Origin of the sequence: Streptomyces sp. XM83C, assembly GCF_023072675.1 — a bacterium.
Classification (GTDB): Bacteria; Actinomycetota; Actinomycetes; order Streptomycetales; family Streptomycetaceae; genus Streptomyces; species Streptomyces thermocoprophilus.
In genome coordinates this window covers 1-19224 of the sequence record NZ_JALLGL010000109.1, presented here as the reverse complement: position 1 = coordinate 19224, position 19224 = coordinate 1, and the positions used below count along the sequence as shown (strand labels likewise).

15 protein-coding genes are annotated in these 19224 nt (G+C 72.3%); 5 read left to right on the top strand and 10 right to left on the bottom strand.

What is annotated here, in order from left to right:
• From MTQ10_RS14725 to MTQ10_RS14715, 3 genes are all read right to left on the bottom strand, one after another.
• Positions 1-1316 (bottom strand): protein kinase (locus tag MTQ10_RS14725; protein WP_247467486.1); only part of this gene is annotated, 1316 nt, incomplete at its 3' end.
• Positions 1317-1500: 184 nt separating this feature from the next.
• A complete protein-coding gene (locus MTQ10_RS14720) occupies positions 1501-3513 on the bottom strand; it encodes a serine/threonine-protein kinase (protein WP_247467483.1) in 2013 nt (670 codons plus the stop codon).
• Positions 3514-3920: 407 nt separating this feature from the next.
• The gene (locus MTQ10_RS14715; protein ID WP_247467477.1) at positions 3921-5627 is read right to left on the bottom strand and encodes a glycerol-3-phosphate dehydrogenase/oxidase; all 1707 of its coding nucleotides are present in this window, start codon (positions 5625-5627) and stop codon (positions 3921-3923) included.
• A 297-nt stretch (positions 5628-5924) separates the two neighbouring features.
• On the opposite strand from MTQ10_RS14715, the gene MTQ10_RS14710 reads away from it, so the two are divergent.
• Positions 5925-7133, top strand: a complete 1209-nt coding sequence (locus MTQ10_RS14710; protein WP_247467460.1) for a nucleotide sugar dehydrogenase — start codon at positions 5925-5927, stop codon at positions 7131-7133.
• Between the two features lie 244 nt (positions 7134-7377).
• Here the strand turns inward: MTQ10_RS14710 and MTQ10_RS14705 are convergent, their stop codons facing one another.
• The 4 genes from MTQ10_RS14705 to MTQ10_RS14690 form a co-directional block, all read right to left on the bottom strand.
• On the bottom strand, positions 7378-8502 hold the full coding sequence (locus MTQ10_RS14705; RefSeq protein WP_247467441.1) for a GuaB3 family IMP dehydrogenase-related protein: 1125 nt from the start codon (positions 8500-8502) through the stop codon (positions 7378-7380).
• Positions 8503-8618: 116 nt separating this feature from the next.
• Positions 8619-10121 carry an IMP dehydrogenase gene (gene guaB / locus MTQ10_RS14700; RefSeq protein ID WP_247467438.1) on the bottom strand — a complete coding sequence of 501 codons (1503 nt, stop codon included), beginning with the start codon at positions 10119-10121 and terminating at the stop codon, positions 8619-8621.
• A 165-nt stretch (positions 10122-10286) separates the two neighbouring features.
• Entirely contained in the window at positions 10287-10877 is a 591-nt protein-coding gene (locus MTQ10_RS14695) for a sigma-70 family RNA polymerase sigma factor (protein WP_247467435.1), read from the bottom strand.
• A 772-nt stretch (positions 10878-11649) separates the two neighbouring features.
• Entirely contained in the window at positions 11650-12261 is a 612-nt protein-coding gene (locus tag MTQ10_RS14690; protein ID WP_003948568.1) for a response regulator transcription factor, read from the bottom strand.
• A gap of 380 nt (positions 12262-12641) precedes the next feature.
• Between MTQ10_RS14690 and MTQ10_RS14685 the strand changes: the two genes are divergently transcribed.
• Positions 12642-12971 carry a WhiB family transcriptional regulator gene (locus MTQ10_RS14685; protein WP_247467432.1) on the top strand — a complete coding sequence of 110 codons (330 nt, stop codon included), beginning with the start codon at positions 12642-12644 and terminating at the stop codon, positions 12969-12971.
• Between the two features lie 190 nt (positions 12972-13161).
• On the opposite strand, the gene MTQ10_RS14680 is transcribed toward MTQ10_RS14685, so the two are convergent.
• On the bottom strand, positions 13162-14064 hold the full coding sequence (locus MTQ10_RS14680; RefSeq protein ID WP_247467429.1) for a LysR family transcriptional regulator: 903 nt from the start codon (positions 14062-14064) through the stop codon (positions 13162-13164).
• 80 nt (positions 14065-14144) lie between these two features.
• Here MTQ10_RS14680 and MTQ10_RS14675 point away from each other — a divergent pair, with 80 nt between their 5' ends.
• The 3 genes from MTQ10_RS14675 to MTQ10_RS14665 all read left to right on the top strand — a co-directional run bounded on the left by MTQ10_RS14675 (position 14145) and on the right by MTQ10_RS14665 (position 16446).
• Positions 14145-14825: an MOSC domain-containing protein gene (locus tag MTQ10_RS14675; protein ID WP_247467426.1), complete on the top strand. Its 681-nt coding sequence runs from the start codon at positions 14145-14147 to the stop codon at positions 14823-14825.
• 51 nt (positions 14826-14876) lie between these two features.
• Positions 14877-15650, top strand: a complete 774-nt coding sequence (locus tag MTQ10_RS14670; RefSeq protein ID WP_247467425.1) for an SDR family NAD(P)-dependent oxidoreductase — start codon at positions 14877-14879, stop codon at positions 15648-15650.
• A 103-nt stretch (positions 15651-15753) separates the two neighbouring features.
• Positions 15754-16446: an ester cyclase gene (locus MTQ10_RS14665; protein ID WP_247467422.1), complete on the top strand. Its 693-nt coding sequence runs from the start codon at positions 15754-15756 to the stop codon at positions 16444-16446.
• Between the two features lie 79 nt (positions 16447-16525).
• On the opposite strand, the gene groL is transcribed toward MTQ10_RS14665, so the two are convergent.
• On the bottom strand, positions 16526-18151 hold the full coding sequence (groL, locus tag MTQ10_RS14660; RefSeq protein ID WP_247467421.1) for a chaperonin GroEL: 1626 nt from the start codon (positions 18149-18151) through the stop codon (positions 16526-16528).
• Between the two features lie 120 nt (positions 18152-18271).
• Positions 18272-18580 carry a co-chaperone GroES gene (gene groES, locus MTQ10_RS14655; protein WP_014178834.1) on the bottom strand — a complete coding sequence of 103 codons (309 nt, stop codon included), beginning with the start codon at positions 18578-18580 and terminating at the stop codon, positions 18272-18274.
• Between the last annotated feature and the right edge of the window lie 644 nt (positions 18581-19224).

The following is a 19224-nucleotide window of genomic DNA, read 5'->3' as shown; positions in this document are numbered from 1 at the left end:
GGGCGGGGCGGGCCCGAGGTCAGGGCGCCCGGCGCGGGCGCGTCCGAGGCCGGCCCGGCGGGCGTCGGGCGGGTGCCACGGACGCCGTAGGGGTCGGCGATCTGGCCGGGCGGCGTCGTGGAGGCGGGCCGGCCGGTGGTGCCGTCGGTGGTGTCGCCGGGGGCGGGCGGCCGGGCGCCGGGCAGGGCGATACGGCCGTTCTGCGCCTCCTCCTGGACGCGGGCGGCGGCGCGTGTCCCGGCGCGGTAGGCGGCGATGGCCCCGGCGCGGGCGGCGCGGATGTCGGCGCTGCCGGAGGCGCCGGCACGGTCGCCGTACGCCCCGGACACACCGTTGACCGGTGTGGCGCCGGCGGCGGGGAGGCCTCCGGCGGCCCTGGCCTGGATGGCGGCCCGGCGTGCGGCCTCGGGGTCGGGCAGCCCGCCGGGACGGGGGACGCTCACGCCGGGGCCGGGGCCCGCGCCCAGGCCGGGGCCGAGGCCGGTGCTGGGGGCGGGCCCGGGGCCGACGGCCGCGCGGGCGCCGGGTCCGGCGGTGAGGCCCGCCGTGGTCCCGCCGGGCCGCGGGCCCTGCCCCGGCGTCGTGTCGCGTCCGGCGGCGGGGGCCGTGCCGGGTCCGGCGAAGGTGCTGCCCGCCGGGACGGCACCGCTCGTGCCCTCGTCGTCGGGCGGCGGCACGGGGTCGTATCCGCACAGCGCCTCCTCCGCCGCGCCGACCGCCAGGCCGGTGAGCATCACGCGGCCGTCGTCGCAGACGAGGACGGTGCGGGCGGTGACGTTGCGGTGCACCCAGCCGTGCGCGTGCAGCGCCCGCAGCGCGGTGAGGACGTCGGCGGCGACCTCGGCGGCCCGGTACGGCGTCAGCGGCTGTTCGGCGAGGAGCGCGGACAGCGGCCGTGCCTCGACGAGTTCGCTGACGATCCACAGCGAGCCGCCCTCGGCGAAGACGTCGAAGACCTGGTCGAGGCGGGGATGGTCGGGGATGCGCGCGGCGGCCTGGGCGGCCTCCAGGGCGCGCCGGACGACCGGGTCGGCGGGCCGCCGGGTACCGGACCCGGCACCCGGACCCGCGCCGGGGCGGCGGGCTCCGGGGACGCGGGCCCCGCCTGTGCCGTCGCGTGCCGTGAACCCGTCGGGCAGGCCCTCCGCGTCGAGCACCTCGGCCTCGACGACCTCCGGCAACGGCACCTGACGGATCAGGACTTCCTGCCCGCTGTAGGTGTCGAAGGCGCGCGTCTCGGTGAGTTCGTACTCGTCGGACGGCGGCAGCGGCAGGCGGTAGCGGTCGGCGAGCACCCGTCCCGCATAGTCGTCCACGTTGCCTCCCCCGGCCCGCACGGTCGGTCAATTCCGTTCGCGTCGCGGCCCGTTCCGTACCCCACGCTCACACGGATGCGTACGGTCCGCAATCACTCACGATACGTGCCGGAGGCAACTCGCCACGAGGGGATGCGAGATCCTGTGGGGCTGTTGCGGCGGCCAGGGCGCGGAGGGCGCTTTCTCACTTCTTCGGCGTGAACGACTCGGTCAGGGTGCGCCAGGTGTTCTTGCGCAGGTCGCCGTTCCAGTCGTCGGCCTTCGCCGTGTACATGAGCCCGTAGCCGAGGCCGCTGTTGACGACGAATCCGCGGTCGATGGACCGGTAGGCCGTACCGCCGTCGCTGTAGGTGAACTCCCAGTCGGCCGTGTTCCAGCCGCGGTAGTCCACCTTCTCTATGCGGACCCTGGAGTACTGGGAGCGGACCATGTAGCGCTCCTGGTTCTGCCAGTCGGCGACCGGGTCGCTCTTCGGGGTGGTGGTCCAGCCGATGAGCAGCTTCTGTCCGTCGGGGCCGGTGAAGCGGTCGCCGGCCGAGCTGGACTTCTGGAACTTCCAGCCGGCGGGCAGGCCGATCGTGTACCCCTGGGCGCCCTTGTACGTGGTGACGCCGGCGTCGGCACCCGCGGAGCCGCCCTTGCCGTCGTCGGCCGAGGCCGTGGCGCCGCCCGGGGTGCTGCCGGTGCCGGACGTGCCGTTCGCGCCGGATGCCGCGGCGGCGGTGGCGTCGCCGTCGGGGCCGGTTCCGGTGCCGCCCTCGTCCTCCTTGGTGGAGGCACCGGCGACGGGCCCGGTCCCGGACCTGCCGCTCGCCCCGGAGTCGTCGTCGCCGCCGTTGAGCGCGACGGCCAGGACGATGCCCAGCACGATCAGCGCCACCACGGCGAGGATGATCGCCAGGGTGCGGCGCGGTACGACGTCGGTGAGGGAGGCGCGGGGCGCGGGCCGCGGCGACAGGTCCAGGTCCGGCGGCGGTACGACGTTCCAGCCGTTGCCCTGGCCGGGGCCCTGTCCGGTGCCCGGAGCGCCCGGCCGGCCGCCGCCCTGCTGGGGGACGGCCGCCGAGGCCGCCGTGGCGGAAGGGGAAGTGCCGCGTGTGCCGCCCGACTTGGTGCCGGCCGCTGTTCCGGCCGCGCCCGCCCCGGTCCCGGCGGCACCGGCCGCCGCGGAGGCGCCCGCCGGCGCGGTCGACTTGCGCACCGAGCGCAGCGCGCCGCGCAGCCGGTCGGCCGCCTCCTCCCGCTTGCCGGACGAACCGCCCCGCTTGGCGGGCGCGTCGGGCTGCGCGGGCAGCGGCACGACCCGGGTCGCCTCCAGTGCCGCGGGGCCGGCCTCCGCCGGGTCGGGCGCGTCGACGACCGCCTTCAGCAGGGCGCGGGCGCCCGCGTCGTCCAGGCGCTGTGCCGGGTCCTTGGTGAGCAGGCCGTAGATGACGTCCTTGAGCGGGCCGGCGTTCTTCGGCTCCTCCAGGGGTTCCGTCATCACCGCGGTGAGCGTGGCGATCGCGGAGCCCTTGTCGTACGGCGGGACGCCCTCGACCGCCGCGTACAGCAGGCCGCCGAGCGACCACAGGTCGGCGGCCGGGCCCGGCTTGTGGCCGCGGGCGCGTTCCGGGGAGATGTAGGAGGGGGCGCCGACGAGCATGCCGGTGGAGGTGATGGACGGGTCGCCCTCGACCTGGGCGATGCCGAAGTCGGTGAGCACGACCCGGCCGTCGTCGGCGATGAGCACGTTGGACGGCTTCACGTCACGGTGCAGGATGCCCTCGCGGTGAGCCGAGCGCAGCACGTCGAGGACGGCGAGGCCGACCTCTGCCGCGCGGCGCGGCTCCAGCAGGCCGTCCTCGCGGATGACCTCGGCGAGGGACTTGCCCTCGACCAGCTCCATCACGATCCAGGGCCGGTCGTCCTCCTGGACGACGTCGAACACGGTCACCGCGCTGGTGTTGCGGATGCGTGCGATCGCCTTGGCCTCGCGCAGGGTGCGCGTGATGAGCCGGCGCTTCTCCTCCTCGTCGATGTTCGAAGGGAAGCGCAGCTCCTTGACGGCGACCGTGCGGCCGAGGGTCTCGTCCTCGGCGCGCCACACCGTCCCCATGCCTCCGCGGCCGAGTACGTCTCCCAGCCGGTAACGCCCGGCGAGGAGACGTGCGCTCTTGTCCTGACGGGATGTCCCCGCCCGCTCCGCCTCCGACATGCGTCCCCTCTGCAACCCGCCCTGACAGAGCCTCCATTGTCCCTCACCCGACAAGTGGCCGACGCACCGAGGGTCCCCGCACGCACCGCACCCGGAACCTTCCATTCCGTGCATGGCGAAGGGCTGGTTCCGGGGACGGCACACCGGAACGGAACGTTTCGAAAGGGGTCATGACGGACCGCCATGCACCCGATCCGGAATCGCCGGTGGCGGTACGGGGACCCGCGCGGGTCCGACAGCAACGCCGGAACGGGGGCAACGCCGGACCGACGGCAACGCCGGACCGGGGGCAACGCAGAGACGACCGCAGGCCTTCGGCCGCCGGGCCGGACACGGAGGCCGCGCAAGCGTCCAGCGGGCCCACGGCACGCGACGCGTGCCGAGACCTGCCGCGCGCGCCGGCCGGCCTACAGCGGCACGATGTCCGGCGCCCCCAGGCGGGCCGCGTCCGCCGTCTGGTCGTCGGGCTGGAGCTGCGACTCCCGCTCGGCCTCGACGCGCTTGTCGTAGTGCTCGACCTCGCGCTCGACGTGGGCCTTGTCCCAGCCGAGCACGGGCGCCATCAGCTCGGCCGCCTCCCGGGCGCTGCGGGTGCCACGGTCGAACGTCTCGATGGAGATACGGGTCCGCCGTGTCAGCACGTCGTCCAGATGCCGGGCGCCCTCGTGCGAGGCGGCGTAGACGATCTCGGCGCGCAGATAGTCGTCGGCGGCTTGCAGGGGTTCGCCCAGCGACGGGTCGGCGGCGATGAGGTCGAGGACCTCCTCGGCCATCGAGCCGTAACGGTTCAGCAGATGCTCGACCCGCACCACGTGCAGGCCGGTGCGGGCGGCGATCCGCGCCCGCGCGTTCCACAGCGCGCGGTAGCCCTCCGCGCCGATCAGCGGCACCTCCTCCGTGACGCAGTCCGCGACGCGGACGTCCAGTCCGCGCACGGCCTCGTCGACGGCGTCCTTCGCCATGACCCGGTACGTCGTGTACTTGCCGCCCGCGACGACGACCAGGCCCGGCGCCGGGTGCGCCACGGTGTGCTCGCGCGACAGCTTGCTGGTGGCGTCGGACTCGCCGGCGAGCAGCGGACGCAGACCCGCGTACACGCCCTCGACGTCGTCGCGGGTGAGCGGCACCGCGAGCACGGAGTTGACGTGCTCCAGCAGATAGTCGATGTCGGCGCTGGACGCGGCCGGGTGGGCCTTGTCCAGGTTCCAGTCCGTGTCGGTCGTGCCGACGATCCAGTGCCGGCCCCAGGGGATGACGAACAGCACGGACTTCTCCGTGCGCAGGATCAGCCCGGTCGTGGAGCTGATGCGGTCGCGCGGCACGACGAGATGGATGCCCTTGGAGGCGCGGACGTGGAACTGGCCCCGCTCCCCCACCATGGCCTGGGTGTCGTCGGTCCACACGCCGGTGGCGTTGACGATCTGTTTGGCGCGGATCTCGTACTCCCCGCCCGCCTCGACGTCCTGCACGCGCGCGCCGACCACCCGCTCACCCTCCCGCAGGAACCCGGTCACGCGGGCGCGGTTGGCGGCCTTCGCTCCGTACGCCGCCGCCGTGCGCACCAGCGTGGCGACGTACCGGGCGTCGTCCATCTGGGCGTCGTAGTACTGCAACGCGCCGACGAGGGCGTCCTTCCGCAGGCAGGGCGCCACGCGCAGGGCGTGACGTCGGGTCAGATGCCGGTGCAGGGGCAGTCCCCTGCCGTGGCCGCGGGCCATGGACATCGCGTCGTACAGCGCGACGCCCGACCCGGCGTACAACCGCTCCCAGCCCTTGTGCTGCAACGGGTAGAGGAACGGCACCGGCTTCACCAGATGCGGGGCGAGCCGCTCCAGCAGCAGGCCCCGCTCCTTCAGGGCCTCGCGGACGAGCGCGAAGTCGAGCATCTCCAGATAGCGCAGGCCGCCGTGGATCAGCTTGCTGGACCGGCTGGAGGTGCCCGACGCCCAGTCGCGCGCCTCCACCAGGCCGGTGGACAGACCGCGCGTCACGGCGTCCAGGGCGGTACCGGCGCCGACGACACCGCCGCCGACCACCAGGATGTCCAGCTCCCGCTCCGCCATCGCCGCGAGGGCTTCCGCACGCTGCGCCGGCCCCAGTGTCGCTGTCCTCACCGCTGCCTCCCGATCGTCCTTCGTCAATCGCGTCGGCCGCACCCGTCGGGCGAAGCCCGGTGACTCGCTCTCTTCCCCCTGCCCAAATTCTGACCGCCTTGCCCCACTTCAGCCACCACGCACCCCCCAGCCTGTGGACAACCGTGGAAGGGCGTGCGGAAACACCACGGGAAACAGAGCGGATCAATCCCACATAACGGTCATATTTACTCCTAGTCTGACAGTGCGCTCGCTCGTTGTGTCCACAGCGCTTGCGCGCCTGTCCCGCTTCGGTTACTGGGAAGGACGGCCCACGCCATGCCCGCAGATCTCGCCGTCATCGGACTCGGCCCGCTCGGCCTGCCCCTGGCCCAGGCAGCCGTCGCCGCCGGCATCCCCACGGTCGGCTACCGCACGGGCCCGGAGGCCGGCTCCCTCAGCCCCGCCGAACTGCGCCGGATGCTCGCCGCCGGTTTCCGCCAGGCCACCGGCCCGGCGGAACTCGGCCGCGTCCGCACCGCAGTCCTGTGCGTGCCCACCCCGCGCGGCCCCGACGGCGCCCCCGACCTCGGCCCGCTGGAGTCGGCGGCACGCACCCTCGCCGGGCACATGCGCCCCCACACCACCGTCGTCCTCGAATCCCCCGTACCGCCCGGCACCACCGAGGAGTTCCTGCGCCCCCTGCTCGAAGAGGTGTCCGGGCTGCGCGCGGGCCGTGACTTCCACCTCGCGCATTCACCCAGTCGAGTGGACCCCGGCAACCGCTGCCACACCCCGGCCAACACCCCGAAGGTCATCGGCGGTCTCACCCCCGCCTGCACCGAGTCCGCCGCCGCCTTCTACGGCCGTATCACCGACAAGGTGGTCCGCGCGCGGGGACTGCGCGAGGCGGAGACCGTGCAGCTGCTGGAGACCAACTACCGGCACGTCAACATCGCCCTCGTCAACGAAATGGCCGTCCTCTGCCACGAGTTGGGCGTCGACCTGTGGGACGTGCTGCGCTGCGCGGAGACCAAGCCGTTCGGCTTCCAGGCCTTCCGGCCCGGCCCCGGCCTCGGCGGCCACTCCGTCCCGCAGGACCTCACCGGCCACGGCGGCCGGGGTCTGCGCATGGTGGAACTCGCCCAGCAGGTCAACGCACGCATGCCCCGGTACGTCGTCCAGCGCGCCGCCGCCCTCCTCAACGAGCACGGCAAATCCGCCCGCGGCGCCCGCGTCCTGCTCCTCGGAGTCACCTACAAGGCCGACCTCGCCGACCAGCAGGGCACACCCGCCGAGGAGATCGCGACCGGCCTGATGCGGCTCGGCGCCGCCGTCAGCTACCACGACCCGCACGTACCGTCCTGGAACGTCCTCGACCGCCCCGTCCCCCGCGCCGACTCTCTCTACGAGGCCGCCGCCGACGCCGACCTGACGATCCTCCTCCAGCAGCACCGCACGTACGACCTCCAGGGCCTCTCGGTGAAGGCCCAGCTCCTCCTCGACACCCGCGGCGCCACCCCCACAGGAGCAGCGCACCGGTTGTGAAAGGGGGCGCACGGGGCCCCGCGGGTGCGGGTCCAAAGCCACGTCGCCGGAAGGGGGCGCGCCGAGCCGAGGTCGCCGATCACGGACACCAGCGCCCCGCACAGGACCGGCCCGGGGCTCTCCGGCCCTGAACACAACCGTGCGCCCCGCCCCGCGAAAAGCGCCCCCACCAGCCACGACACCGCATGCGAAAGGGCCGGTCACCCCCGTCGGGGTGGCCGGCCCTCCGCGGTGCCGGGTGGGGTCAGCGGCGGTGCTGGGAGTCCGCGACCGTGACCTCGACGCGCTGGAACTCCTTCAGCTCGCTGTAGCCGGTGGTGGCCATGGCGCGGCGCAGGGCGCCGAAGAAGTTCATCGAGCCGTCCGGCGTGTGCGAGGGGCCGGTGAGGACCTCCTCGATCGTGCCGACCGTGCCCAGGTCGACCTTCTTGCCGCGCGGCAGCTCCTCGTTGACGGCCTCCATGCCCCAGTGGTGGCCCTTGCCCGGCGCGTCCGTGGCACGGGCCAGCGGGGAGCCCATCATCACCGCGTCGGCGCCGCAGGCGATCGCCTTGGGCAGGTCGCCGGACCAGCCGACGCCGCCGTCCGCGATGACGTGCACGTACCGGCCGCCGGACTCGTCCATGTAGTCCCGGCGGGCCGCGGCGACGTCGGCGACGGCCGTGGCCATCGGGACCTGGATGCCGAGGACGTTGCGCGTGGTGTGCGCGGCGCCGCCACCGAAGCCGACGAGGACACCGGCCGCGCCGGTGCGCATCAGGTGCAGGGCCGCGGTGTAGGTGGCGCAGCCGCCGACGATCACCGGGACGTCCAGCTCGTAGATGAACTGCTTCAGGTTCAGCGGCTCGTGCGACGACGACACGTGCTCCGCCGACACCGTCGTACCGCGGATGACGAAGATGTCCACGCCCGCGTCGACGACGGCCTTGGAGAACTGGGCCGTGCGCTGCGGGGAGAGCGCGGCGGCGGTGACCACGCCCGCGTCCCGCACCTCCTTGATACGGCGGCCGATCAGCTCCTCCTTGATCGGCTCGGCGTAGATCTCCTGGAGGCGGCGCGTCGCGGTCTCGGCGGGCAGCGCGGCGATCTCGTCGAGCAGGGGCTGCGGGTCCTCGTACCGCGTCCACAGGCCTTCGAGGTTGAGCACACCGAGGCCGCCCAGCTCGCCGATGCGGATCGCGGTCGCCGGGGAGACGACGGAGTCCATGGGGGCGGCCAGGAAGGGCAGCTCGAAGCGGTAGGCGTCGATCTGCCAGGCGATCGAGACCTCCTTCGGGTCCCGCGTACGGCGGCTGGGGACGACGGCGATGTCGTCGAAGGCGTACGCCCGGCGGCCGCGCTTGCCGCGCCCGATCTCGATCTCAGTCACGTTGGTGGCCTTTCCCTGATGCGTTGCAGCGTCTACCAGTATCGCCGACGGGTACGGCAAGGGCGGCCCCGGAGCTTCCCGGGGCCGCCCTCATACGTGGTACGCGTGCGCGTGGCTCACTTCTTGCTGTAGTTCGGCGCCTCGACCGTCATCTGGATGTCGTGCGGGTGGCTCTCCTTGAGGCCGGCCGCGGTGATGCGGACGAAGCGGCCCTTGGACTCCATCTCGGCAACGGTGGCGGCACCCACGTACCCCATGGTCTGGCGCAGGCCGCCGACGAGCTGGTGCAGCACGTTGGCGAGGGGGCCGCGGTAGGGCACCTGGCCCTCGACGCCCTCGGGGACGAGCTTGTCGTCGGAGGAGACCTCCGCCTGGAAGTAGCGGTCCTTGGAGTACGACTTGCCCTGGCCGCGGGACTGCATCGCGCCCAGCGAGCCCATGCCGCGGTAGGACTTGAACTGCTTGCCGTTGATGAACAGCAGCTCGCCCGGCGACTCCTCGCAGCCGGCGAGCAGCGAGCCCAGCATGACCGTGTCGGCGCCGGCGGCGAGGGCCTTGCCGATGTCGCCGGAGTACTGCAGGCCGCCGTCCCCGATGACGGGGATGCCGGCGGGGCGGGCCGCCTGCGCGGCCTCGTAGATCGCGGTGACCTGGGGGACGCCGATGCCGGCGACCACGCGCGTGGTGCAGATGGAGCCGGGGCCGACACCGACCTTGATGCCGTCGACACCGGCGTCGATCAGCGCCTGGGCGCCGTCGCGGGTGGCGATGTTGCCGCCGATCACATCGACGTTCACCGCCGACTTGATCTTCGCCATCCAGCTGAGGGCGTTGCTGTTGTGGCCGTGGGAGGTGTCCACGACGAGGAAGTCCACACCGGCCTCGGCGAGCGCCTGGGCGCGCTCCATCGCCTCGGGGCTGGCGCCGACGGCGGCGCCGACGAGCAGACGGCCCTCGGCGTCCTTGGCGGCGTTCGGGTACTTCTCCGCCTTCACGAAGTCCTTGACGGTGATGAGGCCCTTGAGGATGCCCTCGTCGTCGACGAGCGGAAGCTTCTCGATCTTGTGCTTGCGCAGCAGCTCCATGGCCTCCGGGCGCGAGATCCCGACCTTGCCGGTGACCAGCGGCATCGGGGTCATGACCTCGTGCACGCGGCGGCTGCGGTCGGTCTCGAAGGCCATGTCACGGTTGGTGACGATGCCGAGCAGCTTGCCCGCCGGGTCGGTGACCGGGACGCCGCTGATGCGGAACTTGGCGCACAGCGCGTCGGCCTCGCCGAGCGTGGCCTCGGGGTGGACGGTGATCGGGTCGGTGACCATGCCCGACTCGGACCGCTTCACCAGGTCGACCTGGTTGACCTGGTCCTCGATGGACAGGTTGCGGTGCAGGACGCCGACACCGCCGAGGCGGGCCATCGCGATCGCCATACGGGACTCGGTGACCTTGTCCATGGCGGCGGACAGCAGCGGGATGTTGACCCGGACGTTCCGGGAGATGCGGGACGAGGTGTCGACCGCGTTGGGGAGCACCTCGGAGGCTCCCGGCAGCAGCAGCACGTCGTCGTAGGTCAGCCCGAGGGTCGCGAATTTGTCGGGCACTCCGTCGACGTTGGCAGTCATGACACCTTCCCCAAATGGCCTTGCTCGGTGCGGATGCCCATGCTAACGGGAGATGGACCCGTCTCATTCCACGGTTCGGGGCCGCATCGGGCTTCGTATGTTCGTACGGAGACTGGTCGTCGCCTGTTCAACCAAGGCGTCGGCGGGGCGTCGGGGCAGGTGCCGTCACTGTTCGGCGAGCGCCCGCAGCCGGCTCAGCGCGCGGTGCTGGGCGACCCGGACGGCTCCGGGTGACATTCCCAACATCTGCCCGGTCTCCTCGGCGGTCAGCCCCACGGCGATGCGCAGCAGCAGCAGCTCCCTCTGGTTCTCGGGCAGGTTGGCGAGGAGTTTCTTCGCCCACTCGGCGTCGCTGCTGAGCAGGGCGCGCTCCTCGGGGCCGAGCGAGTCGTCGGGCCGCTCGGGCATCTCGTCGGACGGTACGGCCGTGGAGCCGGGGTGGCGCATCGCGGCCCGTTGCAGGTCGGCGACCTTGTGGGCGGCGATGGCGAAGACGAACGCCTCGAAGGGGCGGCCGGTGTCCTTGTAGCGGGGCAGGGCGAGCAGGACGGCGACGCAGACCTCCTGGGCGAGGTCCTCCACGAAGTGGCGGGCGTCGCCGGGCAGCCGGGACAGCCGGGTACGGCAGTAGCGCAGGGCGAGCGGATGGACGTGGGCGAGCAGATCGTGCGTGGCCTGCTCGTCGCCGTCGACGGCGCGGTGCACCAGCGCGCCGATCGCCCCTTGGGCAGGAGTGGCCGCCTCGTCGTCGCGCATCGGTCCATCGTGCCCTGCGGCCGAAGCGTCCGCGGCACCACGTCCGTCGTTGTGCACCGAAGCGTTATGAGCAGGTGCGCCGGAACTCATCCCCTGCGCCCTCCCCTTCCGCTCGACCGACTCCCCGAGGTACTCCACACCTCAAGGATGCGGCATCGGCGCCGAAACGAGCAGCGGGCCTACGGCCGCTTCCGTCACACGCCCGGCCCGGGGCGCCGGGAGCGGGGCGGACTGTACGACGCACGCCCAGGTGGGGCCGTACGCCGCGGCCCGCGCGGGCGGGTGCGCGGCGCGGTCGGCGGGCCGAGCGGGATGCCTCCGTCGGAGGGATCGGCCCGGCGTCGGTCCCGGGGCCGGGTGCGGTGCCGGGTCCGAGCCCCGGCCGCGAAGCCTGTCGCGGGGCCGGGCGGCAGGGCCCCCGGGCGGGGGCGCCGCCGCGCCATGTCCTGGGCCGTGTCCGCGAAGTCCCGTCTGCCGGCCGACGCCCGGCATGCTCCCCCAGGCTCTTCGAGCAGGGGGGACCCCCACTCGCCGCACCGGCCGTCCGCCCGCGTACGGCCAGTGCGCGGGCAACCGTCCGGCACGCCGGGAGCACGCACCGGACGCCGTTCGGCCCGCCCTCCGGGCGGACGACGCGACTGTGCGGAGACGACCCAGGGCCGCCCCCGTACGTCCCGTGTCCGGGCGGCCCGTCGCCGTGCGCTCGCACGCTCTCCCGTCGACGCCGCGAGCCCGGCCCCGTGGGCGGACGGCGCGACTGTGCGGCCACGGCCTAGCGCACCAGGCCCCAGCGGAAGCCGAGCGCCACGGCGTGCGCACGGTCCGAGGCACCGAGCTTCTTGAACAGGCGCCGGGCGTGCGTCTTGACCGTGTCCTCCGAGAGGAACAGCTCGCGGCCGATCTCCGCGTTGGAGCGGCCGTGGCTCATGCCCTCCAGGACCTGGATCTCACGGGCGGTGAGGGTGGGCGCGGCACCCATCTCGGCCGAGCGCAGACGGCGCGGGGCGAGCCGCCAGGTCGGGTCGGCGAGCGCCTGGGTGACCGTGGCCCGCAGTTCCGCGCGGGAGGCGTCCTTGTGCAGATAGCCGCGGGCGCCGGCGGCCACCGCGAGGGCGACGCCGTCGAGGTCCTCTGCGACGGTGAGCATGATGATGCGCGCGCCGGGGTCGGCGGACAGCAGCCGGCGGACGGTTTCCACGCCGCCCAGACCGGGCATGCGGACGTCCATCAGGATCAGGTCGGAACGGTCGGCGCCCCAGCGGCGGAGGACTTCCTCGCCGTTGGCCGCCGTCGTCACGCGCTCGACGCCGGGCACGGTCGCGACCGCGCGGCGGAGCGCCTCTCGGGCAAGCGGGGAGTCGTCGCAGACGAGGACGGAAGTCATGGCCGCCCTCCGCAGCTGATGCGCGTCACCTTGTGCCTCCAGGCTGGTACGAAATCGTCACCTGTGCGGTCGACCGTCTCGGACGCCTGCCCGAGCGCTTGTGTTTTCAACCGCCTCCACACTCTCAACGACGGTCACTCGAAAGAGTTACGGGGCCGTGTGCCATCTTGAGCACTCTACGTGAGGGGACGGACACAGCGCCGATGCGCGCGGCGGACCCTCAAGGTTTCATCACATCCATGCCCCATTCGGCCCTATTTCTTCCCATGTACCAGTGTCTGAGGCTAGATTCGCAATGAGTCATATTTTCATCTCCTTAGATCGTAGATGTACGGTCGTCAGCACCGTATCCGCTCGAAACGGCTGCAAGGGGTCACGCAATGGCAGATTTCTCCCGCCTTCCCGGACCGAACGCGGACCTGTGGGACTGGCAGCTCCTGGCCGCGTGCCGCGGGGTGGACAGCTCGCTGTTCTTTCATCCGGAGGGCGAGCGAGGTGCGGCGCGCAGCGCTCGCGAGAACTCCGCGAAGGAGGTCTGCATGAGGTGCCCGGTCCGCGCCCAGTGCGCGGCCCACGCCCTGGCGGTCCGGGAACCGTACGGCGTGTGGGGCGGGTTGACGGAGGACGAGCGCGAGGAGCTGATGGGACGGGCGCGCAATCGCCTGGTGTCCGCGTCGGCACCCGGCGCCGACTCCGCCTCGAACAACTGAAGGAACGTTTCTTCGTCATGGAAGGCGGAACGCGGAGGGCACGCACACGCGTGCCCTCTGTTCGTGCCCCCTCTGTCCTCCGCCTCCGACCCGCGCTTCCGCCTCGCGTTTGTGTCTCGCGCTTCCGCCTCGCGCTTGTGTCCCGCGCCCGGCGTTCCGCGCCCGCGAGGGGGCGGCGCGCGGGAGCGCCCTACCGGGCCGCCGCCGCGGTCAGCTGCTCCAGCGTCGCCGCGACCGCCGGCACCTGCGCGAGGTCGGGGAGCGTGAGCGCCACGACCTCACGGCGCACTGACGGTTCAAGCGTCAACATGCGAACGCCGCGCGGCCGTACGGACTCCACCGCGAGTTGCGGCAGCACGGCCACCCCGAGCCCGGCGCCGACCAGCCCCGCCACGGCCGGGTAGTCGTCGGTGGCGAAGTCGATGCGCGGGGTGAAACCCGCCGCCTCGCACACCTCCACCAACTGACCGCGACAGCGCGGGCACCCGGCGATCCACGACTCGCCGGCCAGGGCACCGATGGCCACGGACCCGTCGGCGGAACGCGCGAGGGGGTGCCGCTCGGGGACGAGCGCGATCAGCGGGTCGCGCAGCAGGGGCCGTACGACCAGGTCGTCCCACTCGTCGGAGACGGCCGCCCCCTCGTAGCGGAAGGCGAGGGCGATGTCGCAGTCGCCGGCCCGCAGCTTGTCGACGGACTGCGGCGGCTCGGCCTCCTCCAGGGAGACGCGGGTGCCGGGGTGCGCTGCGCGCAGGGCGGCCAGCGCGGCGGGCACCAGCGTGGAACTGCCGCTCGGGAAGGACACCAGCCGCACCCGGCCCGCGCGCAGGCCCGCGATGGCGGCGACCTCCTCCTCCGCGGCGGTCAGCCCGGCGAGGATGCCGGCCGCGTGCCGCACCAGTGCCTCGCCCGCCTGCGTCAGCCGCATCTCACGGCCGCTGCGCACCAGCAGCGGTGTGCCGACCGAGGCCTCCAGGGCCTTCATCTGCTGGCTGACGGCGGGCTGGGTGCAGCCCAGCTCCCGCCCCGCCGCCGAGAAGGAACCGGTGGCGGCGACGGCACGCAGGACACGGAGATGACGGGCCTCGATCACCCTTCGATCATAAGTGATCCTTGGGAAATGTGACTGATATTGCGTCGACACTTTGAGTATCGCTCGCCTACCGTGCGGGCATGAAGCTTCTCTCGGTGAACATCGGCGAGGCCCGGCCCGTCCCCTACACGGATCAGCCGCAGGGCCTGACCGGCATCGACAAACGCCCCGCGGACGGCCCGCTGCGGGTGGCGGCGCCCGGCCCCAAGGGCGTCGGGGCGAGCGGGGTGGCCGGGGACGCGGTGTGCGACACCCGGCATCACGGCGGCGACGACCAGGCGGTGTACGCGTTCGCGCGCGAGGACCTCGACGAGTGGGAGCGCGAGCTGGGCCGCACGCTGCGCAACGGCGCCTTCGGGGAGAACCTCACCACCGAGGGCCTGGACGTGTCCGGGGCACTGATCGGCGAGCGCTGGCGGATCGGCGGCGCGGTGGTGCTCGAGGTGACCTCGGGGCGTATCCCCTGCCGGACCTTCCAGGGGCATCTGGGGGTGCCGGGCTGGGTGAAGCGGTTCACGCGGCGAGGGCGGACGGGGGCGTATCTGCGGGTGATCGAGCCGGGGGAGATCCGGGCGGGCGACGGCATCGAGATCGTGCACCGCCCCGACCACGACATCACCACCACGCTGGAGTTCCGGGCGACGACCACGGAGCGCGCGCTGCTGCCCCGACTGCTGGCGGCGGGCCCGGCGCTGCATCCGGAAGCGTTGGCCGCGGCTCGGCAGTACGTCGAGAAGTACGGCGAGGGGCAGGGCCTCTGACCACGGCTCAGCCCGGCGGAGGCGGGCGGTCCGGGTCACTACGCTTGGCGCATGACAACGGCTCTGATTACGGGATCGACCGCGGGGATCGGTGCCGCGTTCGCGCGGCGGCTGGCGGCGGACGGGCACGACCTGGTGCTGGTGGCGCGGGACACGGCCCGGCTGCGCGAGCAGGCGACCGAGCTGCACGACCGGCACGGCGTCGAGGCGGAGGTGCTGACCGCCGATCTCGCCGAGGACGAGGGCATCGAGGCGGTCGCCGCACGGCTCCGGGACCGCCGTGACCCGGTCGACCTGCTGATCAACAACGCCGGCTTCGGCAACAAGGGCCGCTATCTGGACGTGTCCATGGCCGACGAGCTGCGGATGCTGAAGGTGCACTGCGAGGCGGTGCTCCGGCTGACGTCCGCCGCGGCGGAGACGATGCGGGAGCGCGGCCGGGGCGGCATCGTCAACGTGGCGTCGGTCGCCGCGTTCGTGCCGCGCGGCACGTACGGCGCGTCGAAGGCGTGGGTCGTGCAGTTCACGCAGGGCGCGGCGCGGGATCTGGCCGGGTCGGGGGTGCGGCTGATGGCGCTGTGCCCGGGGTTCGTGCGCACGGAGTTCCATCAGCGGGCCGGGATGGGCACGGACAACATCCCCGGCTGGATGTGGCTGGACGCGGACAAGCTGGTGGCGACGGCGCTGGCCGACCTCGCCCGGGGCCGCACCCTGTCCATTCCGGACCCGCGCTACAAGGTGCTGATGGGCGCGGCGAAGCTGATGCCGCGGGGCGTGCTGGGCGGCATCACCTCACGCACGGGCCGGAAGTACGGGCCGCAGTAACCGGAAGCCGTACGAACCGGAACGGGTGGCCGGGCGCTTCCGGTGGGAAAATGGTGCGGGCAGGACCACCGGAACCCAACGGGGGGCCGGAAGGCGGCACACCATGACCTTCGTACAGCTCATCGACTGCAAAACGAGCCGGCTCGACGAGATGAACCGGCTGATGGACACGTGGGTCGAGGCGACCCGCGGCAAGCGCACGGCGACGCACGCGCTGGTCGGCAAGGACCGCTCGGACGCCTCGCATCTGATCGAGATCGTGGAGTTCCCCTCGTACGAGGAGGCGATGCGGAACTCGAACCTGCCCGAGACAGACAAGATCTTCCAGGAGATGGTCGCGCTCTGCGACGAGATGCCGACCTTCACGGACCTGGACGTGGTCCGCGACGAACAGCTCAACACGCTCGCGGCGCGGGCGTTCTTCTCCGCGCTGGGCTCGATCGAACCGGACGCGGTGGCGGAGCACATCACCGACGACTACGTGGACCACGACCCGGCGAACGGGGAAGCCGTGCAGGGCGTGGCCGCGATGCGCGAGCCGTACGCACGCTGGCTCGCGGGGTTCGACTTCGGTTTCACCGTCGAGGACCAGATCGCGCAGGAGGACCGGGTGTGCACGCGCTGGACGTGGCGCGGCCACCACAAGGGCGAGTTCCTGGGCATCCCGCCGACCGGGCAGGACGTGACGATGGAGGGCATGACCTGGCACCGGTTCCGTGACGGCCGGATCTGCGAGGCCTGGTGGAGCTACGACCGTGCGGGCGTGCTGGAGCAACTGGGGGTACTCGGCGACTGAGTCCGCCCGCGAAGGGGGACGGCCCCGGCACCGTGAACGGGTGCCGGGGCCGTCCTCGTCCTCGCCGAGAGGCGTGGGCTCAGTGAGCGTGGCCGTGGCCGTGGCCGGCGGCGGCGGGCTCCTCGTCCTCCTTCTTCTCGACGACCAGGGTCTCGGTCGTCAGCAGCAGGGAGGCGATGGAGGCGGCGTTCTCCAGGGCGGAGCGGGTGACCTTCACCGGGTCGATCACGCCGGCCTTGATCAGGTCGCCGTACTCGCCGGTGGCGGCGTTGTAGCCGTTGCCCTTCTCCAGCTCCTTGACCTTGGAGACGATGACGTAGCCCTCGAGGCCCGCGTTCTCCGCGATCCAGCGCAGCGGCTCCACGACGGCGTTGCGGACGACGGAGACACCGGTGGCCTCGTCGCCGGACTTGTCGAGGTTGCCCTCCAGCACCTTGGAGGCGTGGACGAGGGCGGAGCCACCACCGGAGACGATGCCCTCCTCGACCGCGGCGCGGGTCGCGGAGATGGCGTCCTCCAGACGGTGCTTCTTCTCCTTCAGCTCGACCTCGGTGGCGGCGCCGACCTTGATCACGCACACGCCGCCGGCCAGCTTCGCGAGGCGCTCCTGGAGCTTCTCGCGGTCCCAGTCGGAGTCGGTGTTCTCGATCTCGGCCTTGATCTGCGCGACGCGGCCCTCGACGTCCTCCTTCTTGCCGGCGCCGTCGACGATCGTGGTGTCGTCCTTGGTGACGGTGACGCGGCGGGCGGTGCCGAGCACATCGATGCCGACCTGGTCGAGCTTGAGGCCGACCTCCTCGGAGATGACGGTGGCGCCGGTGAGGATCGCCATGTCCTGGAGCATCGCCTTGCGGCGGTCACCGAAGCCGGGGGCCTTCACCGCGACGGCGTTGAAGGTGCCGCGGATCTTGTTGACGACCAGCGTGGACAGGGCCTCGCCCTCGACGTCCTCCGCGATGATCAGCAGCGGCTTGGAGGAGCCGGCCTGGATGACCTTCTCCAGCAGCGGCAGCAGGTCGGCGATGGCGGAGATCTTGCCCTGGTGGATGAGGATGTACGGGTCCTCCAGGACGGCCTCCATGCGCTCCTGGTCCGTCACGAAGTACGGCGACAGGTAGCCCTTGTCGAAGGCCATGCCCTCGGTGAAGTCCAGCTCCAGGCCGAAGGTGTTGGACTCCTCGACGGTGATCACACCGTCCTTGCCGACCTTGTCCATCGCCTCGGCGATCAGCTCGCCGACCTGCTGGTCCTGCGCGGACAGCGCGGCGACGGCGGCGATGTCGGACTTCTCGTCGATCGGGCGGGCCGAGGCGAGCAGGTCGTCCGAGACGGCCTTGACGGCGGCGTCGATGCCCTTCTTCAGGGCGGCCGGGGAGGCACCGGCGGCGACGTTCTTCAGGCCCTCGCGGACGAGCGCCTGCGCCAGCACGGTGGCGGTGGTCGTACCGTCACCAGCGATGTCGTTGGTCTTGGTCGCCACCTCCTTCACCAGCTGCGCGCCGAGGTTCTCGTACGGGTCCTCGATCTCCACCTCGCGGGCGATGGTCACGCCGTCGTTGGTGATGGTCGGGGCACCGAACTTCTTGTCGATGACGACATTGCGGCCCTTCGGGCCGATCGTCACCTTGACCGTGTCGGCCAGCTTGTTGACGCCGCGCTCGAGGGCGCGACGGGCGTCCTCGTCGAACTTCAGGATCTTCGCCATGACAGCGGGAGCCCTCTCCGAAATCTATGAGTGAAAACAACTGCGCCCCGGGCGCCCGGCTTCTCAACGGGCGCGGGGGCCGGGGGCGCAGCTACAAGCAGAACTTCGGGTGAAGTGTGCTTACTTCTCGATGATCGCGAGGACGTCGCGAGCCGAGAGGACGAGGTACTCCTCGCCGTTGTACTTCACCTCGGTGCCGCCGTACTTGCTGTAGAGCACGACGTCGCCGACGGAGACGTCGAGCGGAAGACGGTTGCCGTCCTCGAAGCGGCCCGGGCCCACGGCCAGGACGACGCCCTCCTGGGGCTTCTCCTTGGCGGTGTCCGGAATGACCAGGCCAGAGGCCGTGGTCTGCTCGGCGTCCAGCGGCTGGACCACGATGCGGTCCTCGAGCGGCTTGATGGCAACCTTGGAGCTGGCGGTCGTCACGATCCGACCTCCCCCTTCGGAGATCTCACGGGGTTAACTGTCTGAGGTGGCGACCAGGTCGATCCGTCGTCGCGGGTGCCGGACCTGCCCGTCGCGTGTTTGGCACTCTCCTGTGGTGAGTGCCAGAGCTGAGACTATGACCGGGGTTAGCACTCGGTCAAGCGGAGTGCCAGTTTCCTTGCGGGGTGTGGCGCGGGTGCCCTGTGGCCGGGCGGGCCTGTGCGCAGTTCCCCGCGCCCCTCTTTGCCACCGGGGTGCCGGTGACGCCGCTTGCGCGCAGTTCCCCGCGTCCCCCTTTGCCACCGGCGTGCCGGTGACGCCCTTGTGCGCAGTTCCCCGCGCCCCCTTTGCCACCGGGGTGCCGGTGACGCCCTTCCGCGCAGTTCCCCGCGCCCCTTTGTTTGGCGGGGCCATCGCTTTCACCTGCGGGCCGGTGGGGGGCGTTCGCGCAGTTCCCCGCGCCCCTTGATGTGGCGGGGGCCCTCGTTTCCACCTGCGGGCCGGTGGGGGGCATTCGCGCAGTTCCCCGCGCCCCTGATGCCTGCGGCGGCCCGTTTCGATGGGTGCGTGGCTGGTGTAGCGCCACCTGTCCGGTGGGTGGGACGGGGGCGCGCCGGGGGGTGTCCGTCCTCGGTGCGACGCTC